This is a genomic window from Candidatus Similichlamydia laticola (assembly GCF_003339615.1).
GTDB classification, from domain to species: Bacteria; Chlamydiota; Chlamydiia; order Chlamydiales; family Parilichlamydiaceae; genus Similichlamydia; species Similichlamydia laticola.
Window position 1 is genome coordinate 1 of sequence record NZ_QQBG01000017.1, and the last position, 16,639, is coordinate 16,639.

At 44.5% G+C, this 16,639-nt stretch carries 13 protein-coding genes, 1 tRNA gene and 1 other RNA gene; 7 read left to right on the forward strand and 8 right to left on the reverse strand.

Annotation, left to right across the window (positions count from 1 at the left end; all coding sequences use genetic code 11):
• Window positions 1-13 precede the first annotated feature (13 nt).
• Window positions 14-1,561 (reverse strand): alanine--tRNA ligase, encoded by a 1,548-nt coding sequence (gene alaS, locus HAT2_RS02230; RefSeq protein ID WP_181860317.1) that lies wholly within the window; start codon window positions 1,559-1,561, stop codon window positions 14-16.
• A gap of 194 nt (window positions 1,562-1,755) precedes the next feature.
• Between alaS and HAT2_RS02235 the strand changes: the two genes are divergently transcribed.
• Window positions 1,756-3,780 (forward strand): transketolase family protein, encoded by a 2,025-nt coding sequence (locus HAT2_RS02235; RefSeq protein ID WP_114544401.1) that lies wholly within the window; start codon window positions 1,756-1,758, stop codon window positions 3,778-3,780.
• Between the two features lie 256 nt (window positions 3,781-4,036).
• Window positions 4,037-6,682, forward strand: a complete 2,646-nt coding sequence (locus HAT2_RS02245) for an ATP-dependent Clp protease ATP-binding subunit (RefSeq protein WP_114544403.1) — start codon at window positions 4,037-4,039, stop codon at window positions 6,680-6,682.
• On the opposite strand, the gene dut is transcribed toward HAT2_RS02245, so the two are convergent.
• The 4 genes from dut to rnc are packed head-to-tail and all read right to left on the reverse strand — an operon-like array spanning window position 6,679 to window position 10,168.
• Window positions 6,679-7,413, reverse strand: a complete 735-nt coding sequence (gene dut / locus HAT2_RS02250; protein ID WP_220253874.1) for a dUTP diphosphatase — start codon at window positions 7,411-7,413, stop codon at window positions 6,679-6,681. The two genes, HAT2_RS02245 and dut, sit on opposite strands and share 4 nt — an antisense overlap.
• 56 nt (window positions 7,414-7,469) lie before the next feature.
• Entirely contained in the window at window positions 7,470-8,075 is a 606-nt protein-coding gene (locus HAT2_RS02255; protein WP_114544405.1) for a superoxide dismutase, read from the reverse strand.
• A 1-nt stretch (window position 8,076) separates the two neighbouring features.
• A complete protein-coding gene (radA, locus tag HAT2_RS02260) occupies window positions 8,077-9,447 on the reverse strand; it encodes a DNA repair protein RadA (RefSeq protein ID WP_114544406.1) in 1,371 nt (456 codons plus the stop codon).
• On the reverse strand, window positions 9,416-10,168 hold the full coding sequence (gene rnc, locus HAT2_RS02265) for a ribonuclease III (protein WP_114544407.1): 753 nt from the start codon (window positions 10,166-10,168) through the stop codon (window positions 9,416-9,418). The genes radA and rnc overlap by 32 nt, the downstream gene beginning before the upstream one ends.
• Before the next feature lie 77 nt (window positions 10,169-10,245).
• On the opposite strand from rnc, the gene HAT2_RS02270 reads away from it, so the two are divergent.
• The 5 genes from HAT2_RS02270 to trxA all read left to right on the forward strand — a co-directional run bounded on the left by HAT2_RS02270 (window position 10,246) and on the right by trxA (window position 14,388).
• Entirely contained in the window at window positions 10,246-10,974 is a 729-nt protein-coding gene (locus HAT2_RS02270; protein WP_114544408.1) for a hypothetical protein, read from the forward strand.
• A gap of 71 nt (window positions 10,975-11,045) precedes the next feature.
• Window positions 11,046-13,280: a hypothetical protein gene (locus HAT2_RS02275; protein WP_114544409.1), complete on the forward strand. Its 2,235-nt coding sequence runs from the start codon at window positions 11,046-11,048 to the stop codon at window positions 13,278-13,280.
• A 5-nt stretch (window positions 13,281-13,285) separates the two neighbouring features.
• Complete coding sequence (locus HAT2_RS02280; protein WP_114544410.1) at window positions 13,286-13,915, forward strand: hypothetical protein; 630 nt, start codon at window positions 13,286-13,288, stop codon at window positions 13,913-13,915.
• Between the two features lie 39 nt (window positions 13,916-13,954).
• Window positions 13,955-14,038 (forward strand) — tRNA-Leu (locus tag HAT2_RS02285).
• A 23-nt stretch (window positions 14,039-14,061) separates the two neighbouring features.
• Complete coding sequence (trxA, locus tag HAT2_RS02290) at window positions 14,062-14,388, forward strand: thioredoxin (protein WP_114544411.1); 327 nt, start codon at window positions 14,062-14,064, stop codon at window positions 14,386-14,388.
• Window positions 14,389-14,399: 11 nt separating this feature from the next.
• Here trxA and HAT2_RS02295 read toward each other — a convergent pair whose 3' ends face one another.
• The 3 genes from HAT2_RS02295 to ssrA all read right to left on the reverse strand — a co-directional run bounded on the left by HAT2_RS02295 (window position 14,400) and on the right by ssrA (window position 16,639).
• Entirely contained in the window at window positions 14,400-14,852 is a 453-nt protein-coding gene (locus HAT2_RS02295; protein WP_114544412.1) for a tRNA (cytidine(34)-2'-O)-methyltransferase, read from the reverse strand.
• Window positions 14,849-16,135, reverse strand: a complete 1,287-nt coding sequence (gene hisS, locus HAT2_RS02300; protein ID WP_114544413.1) for a histidine--tRNA ligase — start codon at window positions 16,133-16,135, stop codon at window positions 14,849-14,851. The genes HAT2_RS02295 and hisS overlap by 4 nt, the downstream gene beginning before the upstream one ends.
• A 36-nt stretch (window positions 16,136-16,171) precedes the next feature.
• Window positions 16,172-16,639, reverse strand: a transfer-messenger RNA (tmRNA) gene (gene ssrA, locus HAT2_RS02305).

The window sequence follows — 16,639 nt, forward strand, 5'->3', positions numbered from 1 at the left end:
AACCTTCTTCGCTTTAACGTGTCTCTTCCACTATGAAACGACCTGTTGCACTGTCAAGAAACCCTTGATCGCCTACTTGTCCACCTTGCTGAGCATAAAAAACCGTACGATCAAGGATAACGGCCCCCTTTTCTTCGGATGAAAGTTGGTCAATTGGCCTCCCATCCTCCGCTTTTAGCTCTTTAAGGAAACAGGGGAGCTCAAGGGATTGATATCCCAGAAAGGGTGTTTTCTTTTCCAAGTAGGAAGAGTGAGCCCTGTGGCCTTGATCTGTGTCTTCTCGGGATCTAATTCGTGCCTTTGTCTCTTCCTCCTTGAATTCTTCTAGGTTGAGCGTCAAATCGTGTTCTTTTGCAAATAAGAGTATTTCTTCTAAAGGCACACCATAGGTATCCTTAAGTTTGAAGGCGATGTGCCCAGGTATGGGTTCTTTCGTCTTGTCTCCTGCAGTCAAAAGCTCTTGCATAAGCCCCGTCCCGCGCTTTAGCATTCCAAAAAAGGAGAGAGATTCTTTTTCTAGAATTTCAAGGATACGTAGACGATTCTGAGTCAGCTCTGGGTAGCTTTTTCCCATTTTCTGCTCTAAAACAGGAAAGATCTCGCCTAAAAAGGGTGTATTGAGACCCAGCTTTTTTCCATATTGTAGGGCTCTGCGTATCAGCTTCCTGATAATGTAGCCTCTTTGGTTATTGCTAGGGTTGATCCCATCAGCAATAGCAAAGGAAACAGAACGGATGTGATCAGCAATAACCCGGAAGGGGGCATTATGCTGACCGTTTTCTGCGTCGTATTCTTGTCCAGATATCTTGACGATGTGCTGAATGAGATCAGCTATGAGGTCTGTTTCGAAGACAGAAGGCACGTTTTGTAGAAGGGTGCATAAACGTTCTAAGCCTAGACCTGTATCAATACAAGGCGTTTGGAGAGGAGAGAGCTGTCCAGCAGTGTCACGCTTATTTTGCATGAAGACGATATTCCAAAACTCGACGTAACGCTCTCCTGATTGGTCTGTTGCTCCTTCAAACTCTGGACCTCTATCGTAGTACAGTTCAGAACAAGGGCCACAAGGCCCTTGTTCTCCCATGGCCCAAAAATTATCCTCTGGGCCAAGAAACCAGATCTGTTGCTGGGGAATCCACTTAGACCATAGTTCTGCTGTTTCTTGATCTCCTTCCAAGACGGATACGAAGATCCTCTTCGGATCCATTTGAAATACATCTAAAGAGGCTTTCCAAGCTAATTCAATAGCTTGCTCCTTGTAGTACCCTCCAAAGGAAAAGTTTCCCAACATTTCGAAAAAGGTGAGGTGGCGACTAGTGTGACCCACATTATCAATGTCGTTGTGTTTCCCACCACATCGTAAACATTTTTGACACGAAACAGCTGTAGAACAGCAGGGAGATCTCTTTTGTAAAAAAATTTCCTTAAACTGGTTCATTCCGGCATTTACGAAAAGAAGGGTAGGATCTGTCTGTGGTAGAAGGGGAGAAGAGGGAAAGAGATGGTGGGCACGTTCTTGGAAGAACTGTAGAAAAGCCTCTCTAATTTCATTTCCGAGCATAGCGTTATTTTTTCCTGGGTGTCTGTTTCTTTCCTCCTGAACCATCAAGGAGCACTCAGAGGAAAACTCTTAAGTGAAACCTCAAGGCATTCTAGCGAAAGGGGGGACCTTTGTTCAAACTTCAAATGCTTTGAAAATACATTTGTTTTGACAGAAGTAAAAAAGCACTACTTTACATAAAGGGATACGTGTTTATGTCTTTTCATGCGCAATCTGGCGTTCTTTCGGCCTCTACCCTATCTGATTTAGCTCGAATAGCAACAACAATTCGCTGTCTTTCTGCCGACATAGTTGAAAAAGCTGGATCAGGGCATCCTGGACTTCCCATGGGGTGCGCAGAAATTGGAGCGTATTTATTTGGGTTGTTCCTAAGGTTTAACCCGGAAGATCCTCATTGGGAAGGACGTGACCGTTTTATACTCTCTGCTGGGCATGGCTCTGCTTGGTTGTACTCTTGCTTACACTTATCAGGATTTGATCTTTCCATAGACTCTCTTAAAGAGTTTAGGCAGCTTCACTCTATAACACCTGGCCATCCTGAGAGAGGGATAACACCAGGAGTGGAGAGCACGACTGGGCCTCTTGGGCAGGGGATCGCTCATGCGGTTGGTCAAGCCTTAGGCCTTCAGGTATTTTACGAGTCCACTCAGAATGGGTCGCCTTCCCTCCCCAAGGTTATTGCTCTCTGTGGAGATGGGTGTCTTATGGAGGGGGTCTCTTATGAGGCCGCTTCTTTTGCAGGGCACCTAGGGTTGAATAATTTGATCCTTGTCTTTGACTCCAATGGGGTTTGCCTGGATGGATTTACCAAAGATTGCTGGACAGATGATGTTGCCCTACGTTTCGAAAGTTGTGGATGGAAAGTCTTTCAAATCGATGGGCACTCTTTTGAAGAATTACATCAAGTCTTCTCTTCTCTGAGAAAAGAACAAAGCGTCCCGACCATCATTTTAGCCAGAACAACGATAGGGAGAGGAGCTCCTTCAAAAAGTGGAACCAATCGTGTACACGGTTCCCCTCTCGGAAAGGAAGAAGTCACTCAGCTTAAAAAAGCCAGTCACTTCCCTCCTACTCCTTTTCACGTTCCCGTCGAGGTATATGATTTTTTTGCTATAAGAAAGAAAGAGCTTCAGTCTCTTGCGGGAACTTGGACAAAAGAGTTTGAAAAATGGTTGAATGCCAATAAACGGAGTAAGCAGCTCTATCTTTCACAACGTTCTTTGCCTCGAAAAGATATTGAGGAGGCTATTTGGGGTTTAGAGCTTGATGCAGATCAAGCAGGGAGAAGTCTGTCACAACAGGTGGTTGTTTTTTTGGCAGATCGGTTACTTTTTCTTTTGGGAGGCTCTGCTGACCTGTCTAGCTCAGATAAAACTTTTTTAGAAAAGTACGGTTTTATTGGGAAAGCCAATTTCTCAGGCAGAAACATTAAGTATGGTGTGAGAGAATTTGCCATGTCAGCCATCGCTTCAGGTCTTGCCCAGACAGGTCATCTCGTTCCGTTTGTTGGGACATTTCTTACGTTTTCTGATTATATGCGAAATGGGATTCGTCTTGCTGCGTTGATGCAACTGCAGGTCATCTTTGTTTTTACTCATGATTCTATTCTTCTTGGAGAGGATGGTCCAACACACCAGCCGATTGAGCATGTGATGAGTTTAAGACTTATTCCTGGCTTGCAAGTCATTCGTCCTGGTAGTTCGGAAGAAGTGAAATTGGCCTGGATTTTAGCGTTACGTTACCAAGGACCAACTGCCATTATCCTGCCAAGGAAAAAGTTCGGATGTCTTCCAGTTACCAAAGCAGATCATTTTGATATGTGTCGTGGTGGATACTTGTATCTAGGGGATAAAGGTGTTCCTTGTGATTGTCTTCTTTTAGCAACAGGAACGGAATTAGCACTTGCTTGTGATGTAGCTGAACAACTTAAGAAAAACTATCGAAAAAATGTTCGAGTTGTCTCTTTGCCTTGTTGGTCTGTTTTTGAACAACAGTCTGAAGCTTATCGATTAAACCTTTTAGATCGATCTGCTCAGTTAGTCGTTTCCCTTGAAGCGGGTATTTCTCTGGGATGGGAACGCCATACTGGTTCCCAGGGCCTGCACATTGCCGTAGAGACTTGGGGGGCTTCTGCTCCTTCAGAAGTTTTGCGTGAACATTACGGCTTTACGGCGGAGCAGGTTACAAATAAAATTTTGGACAGGCTTAACCTACATTGAGCACCTCGCTGAACCTAATTAAAGGGTTAGGTTATGGCATGGTTCATGCAAGTAATCTCGATACGTTTTGATTGTAAACTCGTCATTTCCGACTATAATGTGGCGTTACTCGTGAGAGGGTCAACCGAGTTGAGTGTTAGAGGACAGATCTGTTGTGAGATCTCATGGATGTCGCTGGGACTTTATTACAGGATTGCAAGATTATTTGACTTGAGCTTGCTTGATGCTGAAAGGTTGTATATAGAGAGTTTTGAGGATGTTTGATAAATTCACAAATCGCGCAAAGCAAGTGATCAAGCTCGCCAAAAAAGAGGCTCAACGGCTCAATCACAATTATCTTGGGACAGAGCATTTGCTTCTTGGACTGCTCAAGTTAGGACAGGGCGTTGCCGTTAATGTTTTGCGTGAGATGGGTCTCGATTTCGAGTCAACTTGTAGCGAAGTAGAAAGACTTGTTGGATTTGGTCCAGAAATTCAGATTTACGGTGAGCCCGCTTTGACAGGCAAGGTGAAGAAGGTCTTTGAACTTGCTGCAGAAGAAGCTTCGAATCTCAACCACAACTATATTGGCACAGAACATTTACTTCTAGGTCTTGTTAAACAAAGCAACGGTGTTGCTGTCCAGGTTTTGGAAGCACTTGGTGTGCGTGTCAAAGATCTTATTCGAGAGCTCCTGAAGGAGCTTGAAAATTTCAATTTGCAACTTCCTTCGTTGGGCATTTTAAGTTCAACTTCAGGTTCTTCTTTGCCTGGAGCTGGCGTATTGGGGTCTTCTGGAAAGGCAATGACAGGAGCCAATCCTCGATCGGGTCATGTAGGGGAAAAAATACCTGCATTGAAAGCATATGGTTATGATCTGATTGAGGCATACCACGCGGGTAAGATGGATCCCGTCATTGGACGGCAGAAAGAGGTCGAGAGATTGATCCTAATCCTTTCCCGCAGAAGGAAGAATAATCCCGTTCTTGTCGGAGAAGCTGGTGTGGGCAAGACGGCGATTGTTGAAGGCTTAGCTCAGGCTATTGCACGTAACGAGGTCCCAGAAACTTTGGCCAAGAAAAGACTTATCGCTCTTGATCTTGCTCTCATGTTGGCTGGGACGAAGTATCGTGGGCAGTTTGAAGAACGTATTAAAGCGGTTATGGAAGAAATTCGGCGTTGTAAGAACGTTCTCCTGTTTGTTGATGAAATTCATATTATCGTAGGGGCAGGCGCTGCTGAAGGAGCTATTGACGCCTCTAATATTTTGAAGCCCGCTCTGTCTCGTGGTGAGATTCAATGTATTGGTGCCACAACAACGGATGAGTATCGAAAACATATCGAAAAAGATGCGGCTCTGGAAAGGCGTTTTCAGAAAATGATCGTTTTGCCTCCTGGAGTGGAAGAAACTGTCGAGATTATCTCTGGATTAAAGGGCAAATACGAACAGTATCATCAGTGCGAGTACACTTCTGATGCCGTTCGTGCTGCAGTTGAACTATCTGAAAGGTATATCTCTGGTAGATATCTTCCTGATAAGGCCATTGATCTTTTGGATGAGGCAGGTGCTATGCAACGCATTGCAGCAGCAAACGAGCGTCCAGCTTTTTCAGATTACGAATATGAGAAAGAACTCAAAGTCATTCAAACACAAAAAGAATTGGCTATTCAAAACCAAGAATATGAAAAAGCAGCGGCTTTGAGGGATTCTGAAAAACAGCTGAAAGAGCAAGTCAAAAAGGCGCAAGGTGGATGGCCTACAGAAGAAAAGAAAGCAGGCGTTTCTGTTGATGCGGATTCCATCGCTTGTGCTGTTTCCAAATCGACTGGTGTACCACTCTATCGATTACGTGAAGAAGCGTGGATGACTATTTCGAGGATGAAGGAGTCTATTACGGCCGAACTTGTTGGACAGGACGAAATCGTAGAGTCTGTGTGTCGTGCTGTAAAAAGAAGTTATGCAGATATAAAAGATCCTAAAAGGCCTATTGGGTCCTTTCTTTTTCTTGGTCCTACAGGTTTAGGGAAGACCCTTCTTGCTAAGAAGGTGGCAACAAACTTCTTCGGAGGAGAAGACTCTTTAATTCAGGTAGACATGTCTGAGTATATGGAGAAGTTCGCTGTTAGTCGCATGACAGGTTCTCCACCTGGTTATGTAGGTCATGAAGAGGGTGGTCAGTTAACAGAAAGAGTACGTCAGAAACCTTATTCCGTTGTCTTATTTGACGAAATTGAAAAAGCTCATGGGGACGTGATGGATTTGCTTTTGCAAATCTTGGAGGAGGGTCGTTTAACTGATTCATTTGGTCGACAGGTCGATTTCCGAAATACAATCATTGTGATGACTTCAAACGTGGGTGCGGATTTGATCAAGAAATCTGGTTCTGTTGGTTTTGTTTCTAGTGAGAATGATCTAGACTATGACATCATGCAGGATAAAATTAAGACGGCCCTCCGTAAAAAGTTCAAAACTGAATTTCTCAATCGTATTGATGAAACTCTTATATTCCGGCCTTTTTCACATGAAAGCTTATTGAAGATCGTAGATCTTGAAATGGGCAAGTTGTGTCAAAGAGTGGGTGTTCGTGGAGTAAAACTTACTCTCACCGACGAAGCGCGTGAATTCCTTGCTAGAAGAGGCTTTGAACCTGAATTAGGTGCGAGGCCATTACGAAGAACAATACAAGTGCACATTCAGGACCCTCTTTCAGAATTCATTTTGTCACGTGTAGAAGCTCCTGGTTGTCGACACCTCGAAGTTTTTTATTCTCAAGGCGAAGACGATATCCGTTTGCGAGAAATAGAGGCCCAAGTTTCTATTGGAAATGACACGATAGAATCAAAAGAGAACCTAGAAGAGAAGGCTTTGGTGCCTCATGTGGCAGCAACTCAATTGGAAAAGGAAGAAATTTTAGGTGTTTAAGCTCCAGTACTTCCGAAGCCACCCAACCCTCTTTTCGTTAGGCTTAGTTTGTCCGTCGCCGAGCAGTTTAAAATTTGTGTTTCCAAACAGACTGCTTGTGCAATGCGCATTCCTGGTGTAACGAGAAAAGGTTCCTTGCCCAAGTTATAGAGTGGGATTTTCAGTGTTTGTTGTTTCCCAATCAGAATAAGGGGAGAGCCAAGAACAACGATTCCGGATTTAAGTGCTAGTCCACTCCTCGAGCGTACTTGCATATGGAACCCTTCGGAAAGGGAGACTTGAAGGCCTGTGTCAATGATCTTCATATCTCCTGGTCGGATCGTAATATTTTCCTCTGTTGCGGCGTGTAGGTCAAAGCCGGCTGCACCATCTGTCTGATAGGAAGGACGGTGAGCGGAACGACTGAGTTTGAACTGGATGATATTCTCTTCTATTTCCACGGGTGAGTGCATTTGGTGAACCTCCTCTCGAAGCCCTAGGGCAAAGACCTCTCCAGCAAGAAGCTGTATCTTCTTGCCAGATAGGTTAGTCATAATCCCACAAAGTTCCCCTCGGTAATCAGAATCAATTGTACCTGGGGCGTTTGCAATAACAAGTCCTTTTTGCAGAACAACTTCTGGATATGAGAATACAAGGATACTGCACGTCTCAGGTAAGTCAAAAAAAAATCCCGTATGTACCAATTGTGTTTCTCCAGGGTCTAGCCAAATATTTTTGGAAGATTGAACCATCCAGATATGATCTTGAATCAGTGGTGAACGGTTTGTTTCACTTATGTAACCCACTCTCATGAAACGCCTTTCTGTGTTAAAAATCTCTTCTCAATCTCTTCCCAATTGATGACGTTCCAAATCGCCTCGAAGTATTTCATTTTCATATTTTTGTACTGCAAATAGTAGGCATGTTCCCAAAGATCGATCCCTAACAGAGGGATGCCTTGATGCAGAGAAAGGGCTGTTTGATTCGGTGTTGTCGTTATAAAAAAACCATTTTCATTTTGGCCAAGCCAACACCAACCAGATCCTTGCAAGTTGGCCGCTTGCACTTTCATCTTATCTATGAGCTGTTCTAAAGAACCAAATGTGTCAAAGATGGCTTCTTGCAAAGGCCCCCTTCGGAGGAGACCTCCTCCTCGATGAGAAGGAAGAAGGGAGGCCCAAAACAGGGTATGATTGAGATGCCCCCCTCCGTTGAAAGCCAGTGCAGGACTACTGTGGACCCACTCTATAAGGTTTTCTGGAGACTCTTTCAGCTTTTTGACTTCCCGAAGAAGGTTATCCAAGTAGGTTGTATGGTGCTTCTTATGGTGTAGTTCCATGATCTCTTCAGAGATCCACGGCTCTAGTTCATTGTAATCATATTCCAACTTTGGCAGAGCAAAGGGCAGTTTCATTTTATACTCCTTCTTGCAAGGAACCGTGTTTCGCCCATTGAAAGGCGGAACTGATATCTTTGACGACAAGGATTTCTGTTGCAATTCCGTCCTTTGACTTTATTTCTTGGATCTTTTGGTCTGGTATCAAGAATCGTTTGAAACCCATCAATATCCCCTCTTTTATCCTTTGCGTCAGATGAGGAACGGGACGAATTTCCCCACCTAAGCCGACCTCTCCGATCATAAGCGTCTTTTCTGGCAAGGATTTATTGTTCATGGAAGAGAAAAGGCTCATAAGGATGCTCAAATCAGAGGCAGGCTCCTGAAGCTTGATTCCTCCTGTGACCGAAAAGAAAATATCAAATTGATAGAGGCGAATATTTAAACGCCTTTCAGCTACTGCTAGAAGAACAGCAATACGATTAGGATCTAATCCAGAGGACCTTCGAACAGGGTTAGCTCCATAACTTTTGCAAATAAGGGCTTGAACTTCAACCAGAAACGGTCTAACTCCATCCAGAAAACAAGTTATAGAGCTTCCTGCCATACCTTTCAAATTCGAAAGGAAGAGAAGCGAAGGTTGATTCATCTCGACAAGACCAATTTTCTCCATCATGAAGACACCGACTTCGTCCGTTGAGCCAAAGCGATTTTTTGTCGTACGAAGAAAGCGAAAGCGAAGGTCTCGATCTCCTTCGAAAGAGAGAACTGTGTCAACCATGTGTTCTAAGAGCCGTGGACCGGCAAGCCCTCCTTCTTTGGTCACGTGCCCAATAAGGCAAATGATAAGGTGAGATATCTTGGCTAAAGTAAGAAATTGAGAGCAGATTTCCTTCAATTGCTGAGGTGATCCTGGGGCAGAGGGAAGTGATGGCTCATAAGTTGTCTGGATGGAATCGATGACTAGAAAAGAAGGCCGTAATCTCTGAACTGTTTCCAGGATAGAGGAGACATGGCAATGGCTAAGACAAAAAACTTGCTGAGAAAGAAGCCCTAGACGATTGGCCCGCAAAGAAAGTTGTTGAATGGACTCTTCTCCAGAAACATACAAAACGGGTTCATTTTTCTTTTTAGTGAGTCCGGAACAAATTTGGAGAAGCAGAGTCGATTTGCCGATTCCAGGGTCCCCTCCCAACAAAATAAGACTTCCCGGTACTAATCCCCCCCCGAGGACACGGTCGACTTCTTGGATCTCTGTGGACAAGCGCTTTGGTTCCTCTGTTTGCGCCTCAGATAATCTGACGAGTTGTGTTGGCAAATTGCCCCTTTTTTGAGGGATTTCCCTTTCTTGGAGCGTGTTCCAAGATCCACAGGATGGACAGGAACCACTCCAGCGAATGGCATTGTGATGACATGCGCTACACGTCCAGTTCGTTTTCTGTTTGGTCACATCTCTGTTCCTCTGTTAGGAGAAACATGATCGCTTCTCTTGCTGCTTTTTGTTGAGCTTGCTTTTTAGATTTTCCTTCTCCTTTTCCAGTTAGATGACCTTCGATCAAAACGCCACATATGTAGTTTCTATCGTGATCAGGACCTGACGTGGCAAGAATTTCGTAAGAAGGTTTTTTTCTTTTGATCTTTTGGCAAAATTCTTGCAATTGAGCTTTCCAATTATCGCAAGGCCTTTCAAGGGCTTGTTCAATAGCTGGCTGAAGGAATCGAAGCAGGAAGCGCTGGGCTTCTTCAAGACCGCCATCCAGGTAAATAGCACCAACCAAAGCCTCGAATAGGTCAGCTAAGATATTCGCATGTCCCCTCTGCGTCTCGAGCTGTTCTCCTTTCCCCAAGAACATATGACGTCCTATGTCGAGGTGTTGCGTGTAGTGGTAACACGATTTAGAGTCGACGACTCTAGATCGGATCTTTGTGAGAGCCCCTTCTTCCAAGTCAGGATAGTATGTAAACAAGTACTGTGCGGTGACGAGGCTAAGAACAGCATCTCCTAGGAACTCTAGACGCTCGTTCGTTGGGCAATCAGACAATATTTCGTTTGCATAAGAGCAGTGTGTGAAAGCACTTTTTAAAACGATTGAGTTGTGGAACTTATATCCAATTTGCAGCTGAATCTCCTCTGCCTTCTGCTCCCAAGAATGGACCTGCTCCTCTAACATGTTTGACTCACTCTTCTATCAGTCAGCTTGTTTAAGCCGTTGCATTCTGGCATGATACCTGACTTGGGGGTACGGAAGTGCGCATTACTTTGGATCCTAATCAACTCGGGTTCTTTTTTCGGAACGGATATTTAGACGTGGAGCTCCCTGTTAAGGGGGAAGATTGCCGCTCCATCTCTCGTTCTCTCTGTGAGCTTGTCCGACTTCGACTCTCTCATTCTACGCCGAACCTTTCTTCTTTGCAGCTCCTATTTGGTGGCCGTGATCTTTGGAGGGAATCTCAGACTCTTCACCACGTTATTCGCAAAGGGCCTCTTGCACAACTGGTGGCTAGTCTTTGGTGGTCTCACGGTGGAGTGCGTTTGCTGTACGACCAGCTCATTCCCTTCACTTCCCTGACCGACGAAACTTCAGGGAACTCTTTTTTTCGTTCTTTACATGAAGGTTCATTTACCCTATCAGGTTACAGTGCTTTTTCGGACATTCTCGGAGGACTTGCTCTTTGTTTAGAATCTAATGGGCCAGAGGAAATTCCTGTAGAAGTTCCTAAAGCGTCATCACATTTTTTTCCTGTACGAGTTGGCACCGTTCTCTGTTTTTCTGAGACGTGTCGGATTCGGTTTCCTTATGGAGAAAAGGGTGATAGTGCGTTGTGGTACTTAGTCGTTTTTGGTAAGGAGAGAAGTCGTTACGTTTTGAATGAAAAAGATCCACATGGGCATCGCCCCAAAGGACTGGGATACTTTTTGAATGATTTTCTTACTTCAGATAGAAATCCGTTCATTCAACTTCCTTCTCTTTTTTGACTTCGGGTGCGCATTGAGGGAAAGCTAGGCCCTTTGTTACCATCGCCTCGCTGATTGTTTAGGTTGTAAGTATGCAAACGTTCCGCTTCGGTAAAAGCTTAGAGAAGATTGTTCTAGGTTTTGTATTAGTCGTTTTGGTTTTGGGCTTCTTTTTTTCTGGATCTTCCTCTGTCTTTTCCAGCCATGGGGAAACGAGTGAAGTGCAGGTTGGACAGAAGACCTATTTCCCAGGTTTTTTTAAAGCATTCAAGAGGGTGATTTCGCTTGAGGGAACTTTTGGATACGCTTTGAATGATCGCGTCATTGCAAAAGATTTTTTTCGCTCTGGCCTTGCGGATGTTCTTTTTGAGTCAGATCGTTCTATTATTTACGATCAAATGGTCAGCAATATTGAAAAAGAGAAGAAATGGAGGCCGTACCGGAGTCCAGTTCTAGATGAAATTTCGCTGGAGGGAATCTGGAGGCATTCTGCCCCTAATTTAAGTGAGCGTTGGGAAGAGTTCAGGAATATCTGTCTAGTTAGTGAAAGCGAGCAGGTTTCCCCAGATCAGTTTTTCAAGCGCAAAGCAGACCTTTATGTTGCTCAATCCTTCTTTACGGATGAAGACTTTCGCTGTTTCCTAAGTGAAAAGATGAAATACGAAACAGATGCTGAAGTTCTTCAGAAGCATCTCGACGAGAATAATTTACATTTTTTTGGTTATGTCACTTCGGGAGAGTGGTTCGGGGACCATTTTGTCGATCTTGTTGCCCGATGCATTTTGAGAGGGGCAGAGGCCGCTCGTCGAGAGGGCATTGTGGTGACTCTGGAAGAATCGAAGGCAGACCTTTGGGCTCGAGCCACTTTAATGGCGAACCGATTTACAAATGAGGAACAAAAAGTAGAAGCCAAAAGTATCTTTCAGTCTTTCTCAACTTTTTCTGGATTATCGCATGCTCGCCTCATAGAGTTATGGAGTGAGGTGATGTTGTTTAGAAAACTGATTGCCCGACACACATCACCTATTGTTTTGGACAGCACGCTGTTTCAACAAGTGGGACAGTTTGCCACTGAAGGACACCGAGTTGTGCGATACGCAATAGAGCCCGGCATTTTCTTGAGAGTTCCAGAACAACAATTTTTGTTCCATTTGTATTGCAGTAAGATTGATCCGGATTGGTTTGAACATGATTCTTTGCCTAAACGCTTTTTGAGCGTGGAGGAGGTCAAAAAAGATTATCCCGAACTTATTGGATTCCATTGTAAGGCACGTTACAGGATTCTTCGCCAGGATGCTTTGACGCAGGTCTCTCCGTTAAAGGAACTTTGGACATGGCAAATTTCGGATGAGCATTGGGATTTTGTCTTAGAGCAAGCTCCGCAACTACACAAGATGTATGGTCCTCGGTTGGACCGGTTGTTCTCTTTGGATGATCGCGAGCGTGTCGGTTTGGATCTCGCTTGTTTGGCTGAAATGATCAAAGAAGATCCATCTATGGTAGAGCGCTTCTTAGAAGAATGTTCAGAAGATTCTTTGCACAATCTCGAATTAGGTCTTTGTCATCCAGAGTCTCCCTTTAATTTTCTTGGTGAGAAGAAGGAAGAATTTTTTGCTCTTGTAGAGCAGGCTTTAGCGGGTGACCAAGAAGCTCGACAGAAGTTGAAGTCTTTTTCACCGGATGGGAAAAATTTTGTTCGGATTGATCCAGAGGAAAGAGGAGAAGACTACATTTTAACCTTTTCTCAGGCCCGTACCGGAGGAGCCCTCGAAACGATCAAGAAACGTGAGTTGACTGCTTACATGAAGAAGCGTCGTATCAAGTCGATGGAAAAAGCAGAAGCCAGTTATTGGAAAAGGGTTTTTAAAGATGTCCCCTCGGAGGATATCTATAAGAAACATCGTCGCCATTTCAATTACTTGCGCGAAGTGAGAGCTCTGCTGCAGTCCGGTGATCGCCATTTAGTTTTTAACCGAGAGGACAAGGACAAGATCTCTGATTTTGATAAACAGTGGCTCTTGATCACTTTGGAGAAGGACATCTTACGGTCTCAAGAAAAAGTTTATTACGAGCTTCCTACCTTTTTCGAAGAGGGGTCCAAGTGGAGTGAACCGGTAGCCTCGATTGCTGGTTGGCTATTGTTTGATGAACTAGTTGAAGTGCTTCCTGGAGGATTATTAGAGTCAGAAAAGATTCAAAACTCTGTTGTAGATCTCCGAGCAATTATTGTTTCTCACCTCTCCTCGTCTCTATTAAGGGATTGGTTTGAACAAGAGTTAGCTGAAAGAGGGCCTTTAATAGAGGCTAAGAAAGAGGAAACTTCGTAAAGGGCATGAAAGATTCTTCTCGCGGGCTTCTTTTGCATCGTCTCTTCTCTCTTTCAGCTAAGGTTTTTCGTTGTCGTGACCTATCGGAAAGACTGCAAGATCCGGTTTTTCTTTCCCGTGCGTATACTTTACCCAAGATGCATAGTTTCCTTGGATTAGGGGATGAAGATTTTCGCTTGGGTTGGAACGAGTCCGGTTTAGCATTTGAATTGATCAGTGAAAATGATTTCTCCCTCTTTGGTGGTCTCTCTCTTTTTCTTGACTTTCAAGACGATAAAGAGTCGCATGAGTTATCATCCTCCTGCTTTATCTTTTCTTTCGAACCTCAAGACGCTGTGCTCCGAGTTTTGAATGCAAGGCAGGTTTATCCCAAGGAATCCAGTAGTGTTCCTTCTCGTTTTGGTGCTATTCGCTTTTCATTCTCAGAAGAGGGGAAAAAACGGTATGCCGTGAGGGGATGGTTGCATGCGGAGCTCTTCCTTTGTTACGATCCTCATGCACGTCCTGGGTTTGGCTTTTCTTTTTCTTACTCCTGGGATGAAGAGGGGAAGCTTGTCTCTTTTTCTGGAGGAGTTGAATCGTGCGAATGGGATCCTGCTTGTTGGCAATCTCTTCAGGTCGGTTACCTTTTGTAATCGAGAGATAAGACAGTCCAAGATGGGGTATGGTACTAAGCGGGTATGGCGGAATTGGCAGACGCGCTAGATTCAGGTTTTAGTCAGTTTTAACTGGTAAGTGTTCGAGTCACTTTACCCGCAGTCGTTATACGATGAGGTGAGACGTGTCTGGTTATACAGAAGTAACCGATAGTAATTTTGAGGAACATCTCAAAAAAGCCACGCTTGTGGTTGCTTATTTTTCTGCATCTTGGTGCGGTCCTTGCAAGGCCTTTGGGCCCGTTTTTGAGGAAGTTGCAACGGAGCTTGCAGGAAGCTCTCTTCTTTTTTTGAAGATCGATACAGATAATGCGCCCAATGCAGCAGAAAAACACAGAATTTCATCGATTCCAACAATCCTGTTCTTTTCCGAAGGTAAACAGGTGCGTTCTGTTTCCGGTGTTCAGAAGAAAGAGGATTTAATCCAAGCCATTAAGCAATTGCAAGGCTAGGGGATTAATATTCAAATAGCGAATTCCTTCTGACGAAGGACTTCGTACAGAGCGATGGAGACTGCATTGGACAAGTTAAGGGAGTGACATTCGTTTTTCACAGGGATGCGAACAGACCTCTCGGGATGGCGTTCGAGCCACTGTTTAGGAAGGCCTGAACTTTCGCGACCAAAAAGCAGGATTGGGTCTTCTTCATAGCGTACCTGATCGTAACGAAGTTGGCCCTTTGTTGAAAACATCCAGCACGAAGCTCCCATCTGTTCGAGCCAGGCCTCTTCTCCCTTGTCCCAGATCTGAATGTCTTTTGTCGGCATGTATTGAACCGAAGAACGCCGAACTGTTTTTGCATCGAGAAAAAAGCCCAGTGGGGGAATCAAGAGAAGGCTACAACCCGTTGCAGCACAAGTGCGGGCGATGTTGCCTGTGTTTTGAGGAATTTCTGGACGATAAAGAACAACTTTCATTGAAGAGAATCAAAGATAGCTTCTACATCAATTGGGACAGTTTGAGAGAATCGATTTTTGGCATTTTTTAGCTGTAGGACGCCTTTTTCCTGCTCTTGTTTACCGTAAATTAAGATCCACGAAGCTCCTACAACATCACACTCTTTAAGAGCGTGGCCTAAACTTTTCTCTGAAAACCTTGTCTTGAGTCGGATCCCTCTTTTCCTCAATTGTGAGGCCAGCTGAAAGCAAATAGGTTCTGTCTCTTCCAATAAAGAGATGAAGAGAACATCACAAGACGTCGTCGGAGTTCCGAATCCCTTCTTCAAAGCCGCTTGCATGACTCGTTCTAATCCAAAGGCGAATCCGACGCCTGGTAAGTCTGGATATCCCATTGAACTGACTAAATGATTATAACGTCCTCCACCTCCAAGGCTAGGCTGTTCTTCTTCTTCGCAAACGACGTACTCAAAGGCAATGTTGTTGTAATAATCCAATCCTCGAACCAATTTGGGCTCTACTCGAAAAGGAATATCCATAGAACGGAGAGCTGCTTGTACTTTCTCAAAGCGATCTAAACTGCTTTTTCCTAAGGACTCCGTGATAAAGGGCGCCCCTTCAATCAGTTCCTGATCCTTCTTATCCTTAGAATCCAAAATGCGGAGAGGGTTAGAGGCAAGTCGACGACGACTATCCTCAGACAAAGACTCTTCAAATGGCATCAAGTAGTGAATAAGAGCTTTCCGATAGGCACAAATTTCTTCTGGTGTTCCCAGAGAATTGATGACCACACAATATGAGATCTTTAGTTCTTCTAGAAAAGCAGCTCCCATAGCAACTAATTCGGAATCGACTTGCGACTGATCTGGACCAATTGTCTCAACGCCAAACTGAGTGAACTGACGGTAGCGTCCAGATTGAGGTCTCTCATATCGAAACATGGGGCCAAGGTAATAGACATCGTGTCGCTTTCGAAAAGCACTTCCGTGGGAGAAACATGACCCTTCTCCAAGTGCTCTGAGGACAGGAGGTGTTCCTTCGGGTCTTAGCACGATCTCCCGTCCACCTTTGTCAGCAAAAGAGTACATCTGTTTCATACAAACATCAGAAGATTCACCCGATGTCTTTTGAAAAAGCTCTATAGCTTCTAAAATCGGAGTGCGCACCTCCTCGTATCCCCAATGACAGGCAAGGGAATGGATGAGATCTTCGAGGTGCCTCCAATATGAAGCGGCAAACCCTTTATCAGTGGAGAGAGACTCGGGAAGAAGATCAAAAGTTCCTTTTACTCGTCGAACAACCATAAGTAGGGCTACGCTATCCTAAACTGAGAAGCTTGTTTGGAGGTGGAGAGAATCGAACTCTCGTCCTGATCTAGTTCCGGGGAATTGACTACATGCTTATTCCATTTTGAAACCACAACAGCCAGTAAAATGGACAAAGACATAGCTGCCGGGAACGCTTTCAGTAAGTTCTCGAAGGTATTCCCCGAGTCGCGTCATAAGGGAAAACCTTCACACCAAGTAGAAGACGGAAGTGAGCTCCTTCCCTGGTTCAAAGGAGACCTCCGGGTCCTCAAGAGGGGTTAGCTCTCAAGAACATCATCTCTTCAAGCAGCCTTAAGCAGCCATAAGGAACAACCCTTCCTCACTGGAGGAAGAATCATCTCTCTGACGTCGACGACGTGAAGAGCTGCGCAACGATAGTCTGTTGGCATTTATTCTTTTTACCAGATGATTAAAGAGGCCAACTGGCGTCCTCTGCATGCCAATCCACTTTTCCTATTCAGTCGAAACCTTTACACCCCC

Coding starts and splice junctions, on each gene's coding strand:
- rnc (WP_114544407.1), bottom strand. CDS start 10,168: ATGTTAGAGGAGCAGGTCCATTCTTGGGAGCAGAAGGCAGAGGAGATT.
- HAT2_RS02275 (WP_114544409.1), top strand. CDS start 11,046: ATGCAAACGTTCCGCTTCGGTAAAAGCTTAGAGAAGATTGTTCTAGGT.
- HAT2_RS02295 (WP_114544412.1), bottom strand. CDS start 14,852: ATGAAAGTTGTTCTTTATCGTCCAGAAATTCCTCAAAACACAGGCAAC.
- alaS (WP_181860317.1), bottom strand. CDS start 1,561: ATGCTCGGAAATGAAATTAGAGAGGCTTTTCTACAGTTCTTCCAAGAA.
- hisS (WP_114544413.1), bottom strand. CDS start 16,135: ATGGTTGTTCGACGAGTAAAAGGAACTTTTGATCTTCTTCCCGAGTCT.
- HAT2_RS02245 (WP_114544403.1), top strand. CDS start 4,037: ATGTTTGATAAATTCACAAATCGCGCAAAGCAAGTGATCAAGCTCGCC.
- dut (WP_220253874.1), bottom strand. CDS start 7,413: ATGGTTCAATCTTCCAAAAATATTTGGCTAGACCCTGGAGAAACACAA.
- HAT2_RS02235 (WP_114544401.1), top strand. CDS start 1,756: ATGTCTTTTCATGCGCAATCTGGCGTTCTTTCGGCCTCTACCCTATCT.
- HAT2_RS02280 (WP_114544410.1), top strand. CDS start 13,286: ATGAAAGATTCTTCTCGCGGGCTTCTTTTGCATCGTCTCTTCTCTCTT.
- HAT2_RS02255 (WP_114544405.1), bottom strand. CDS start 8,075: ATGAAACTGCCCTTTGCTCTGCCAAAGTTGGAATATGATTACAATGAA.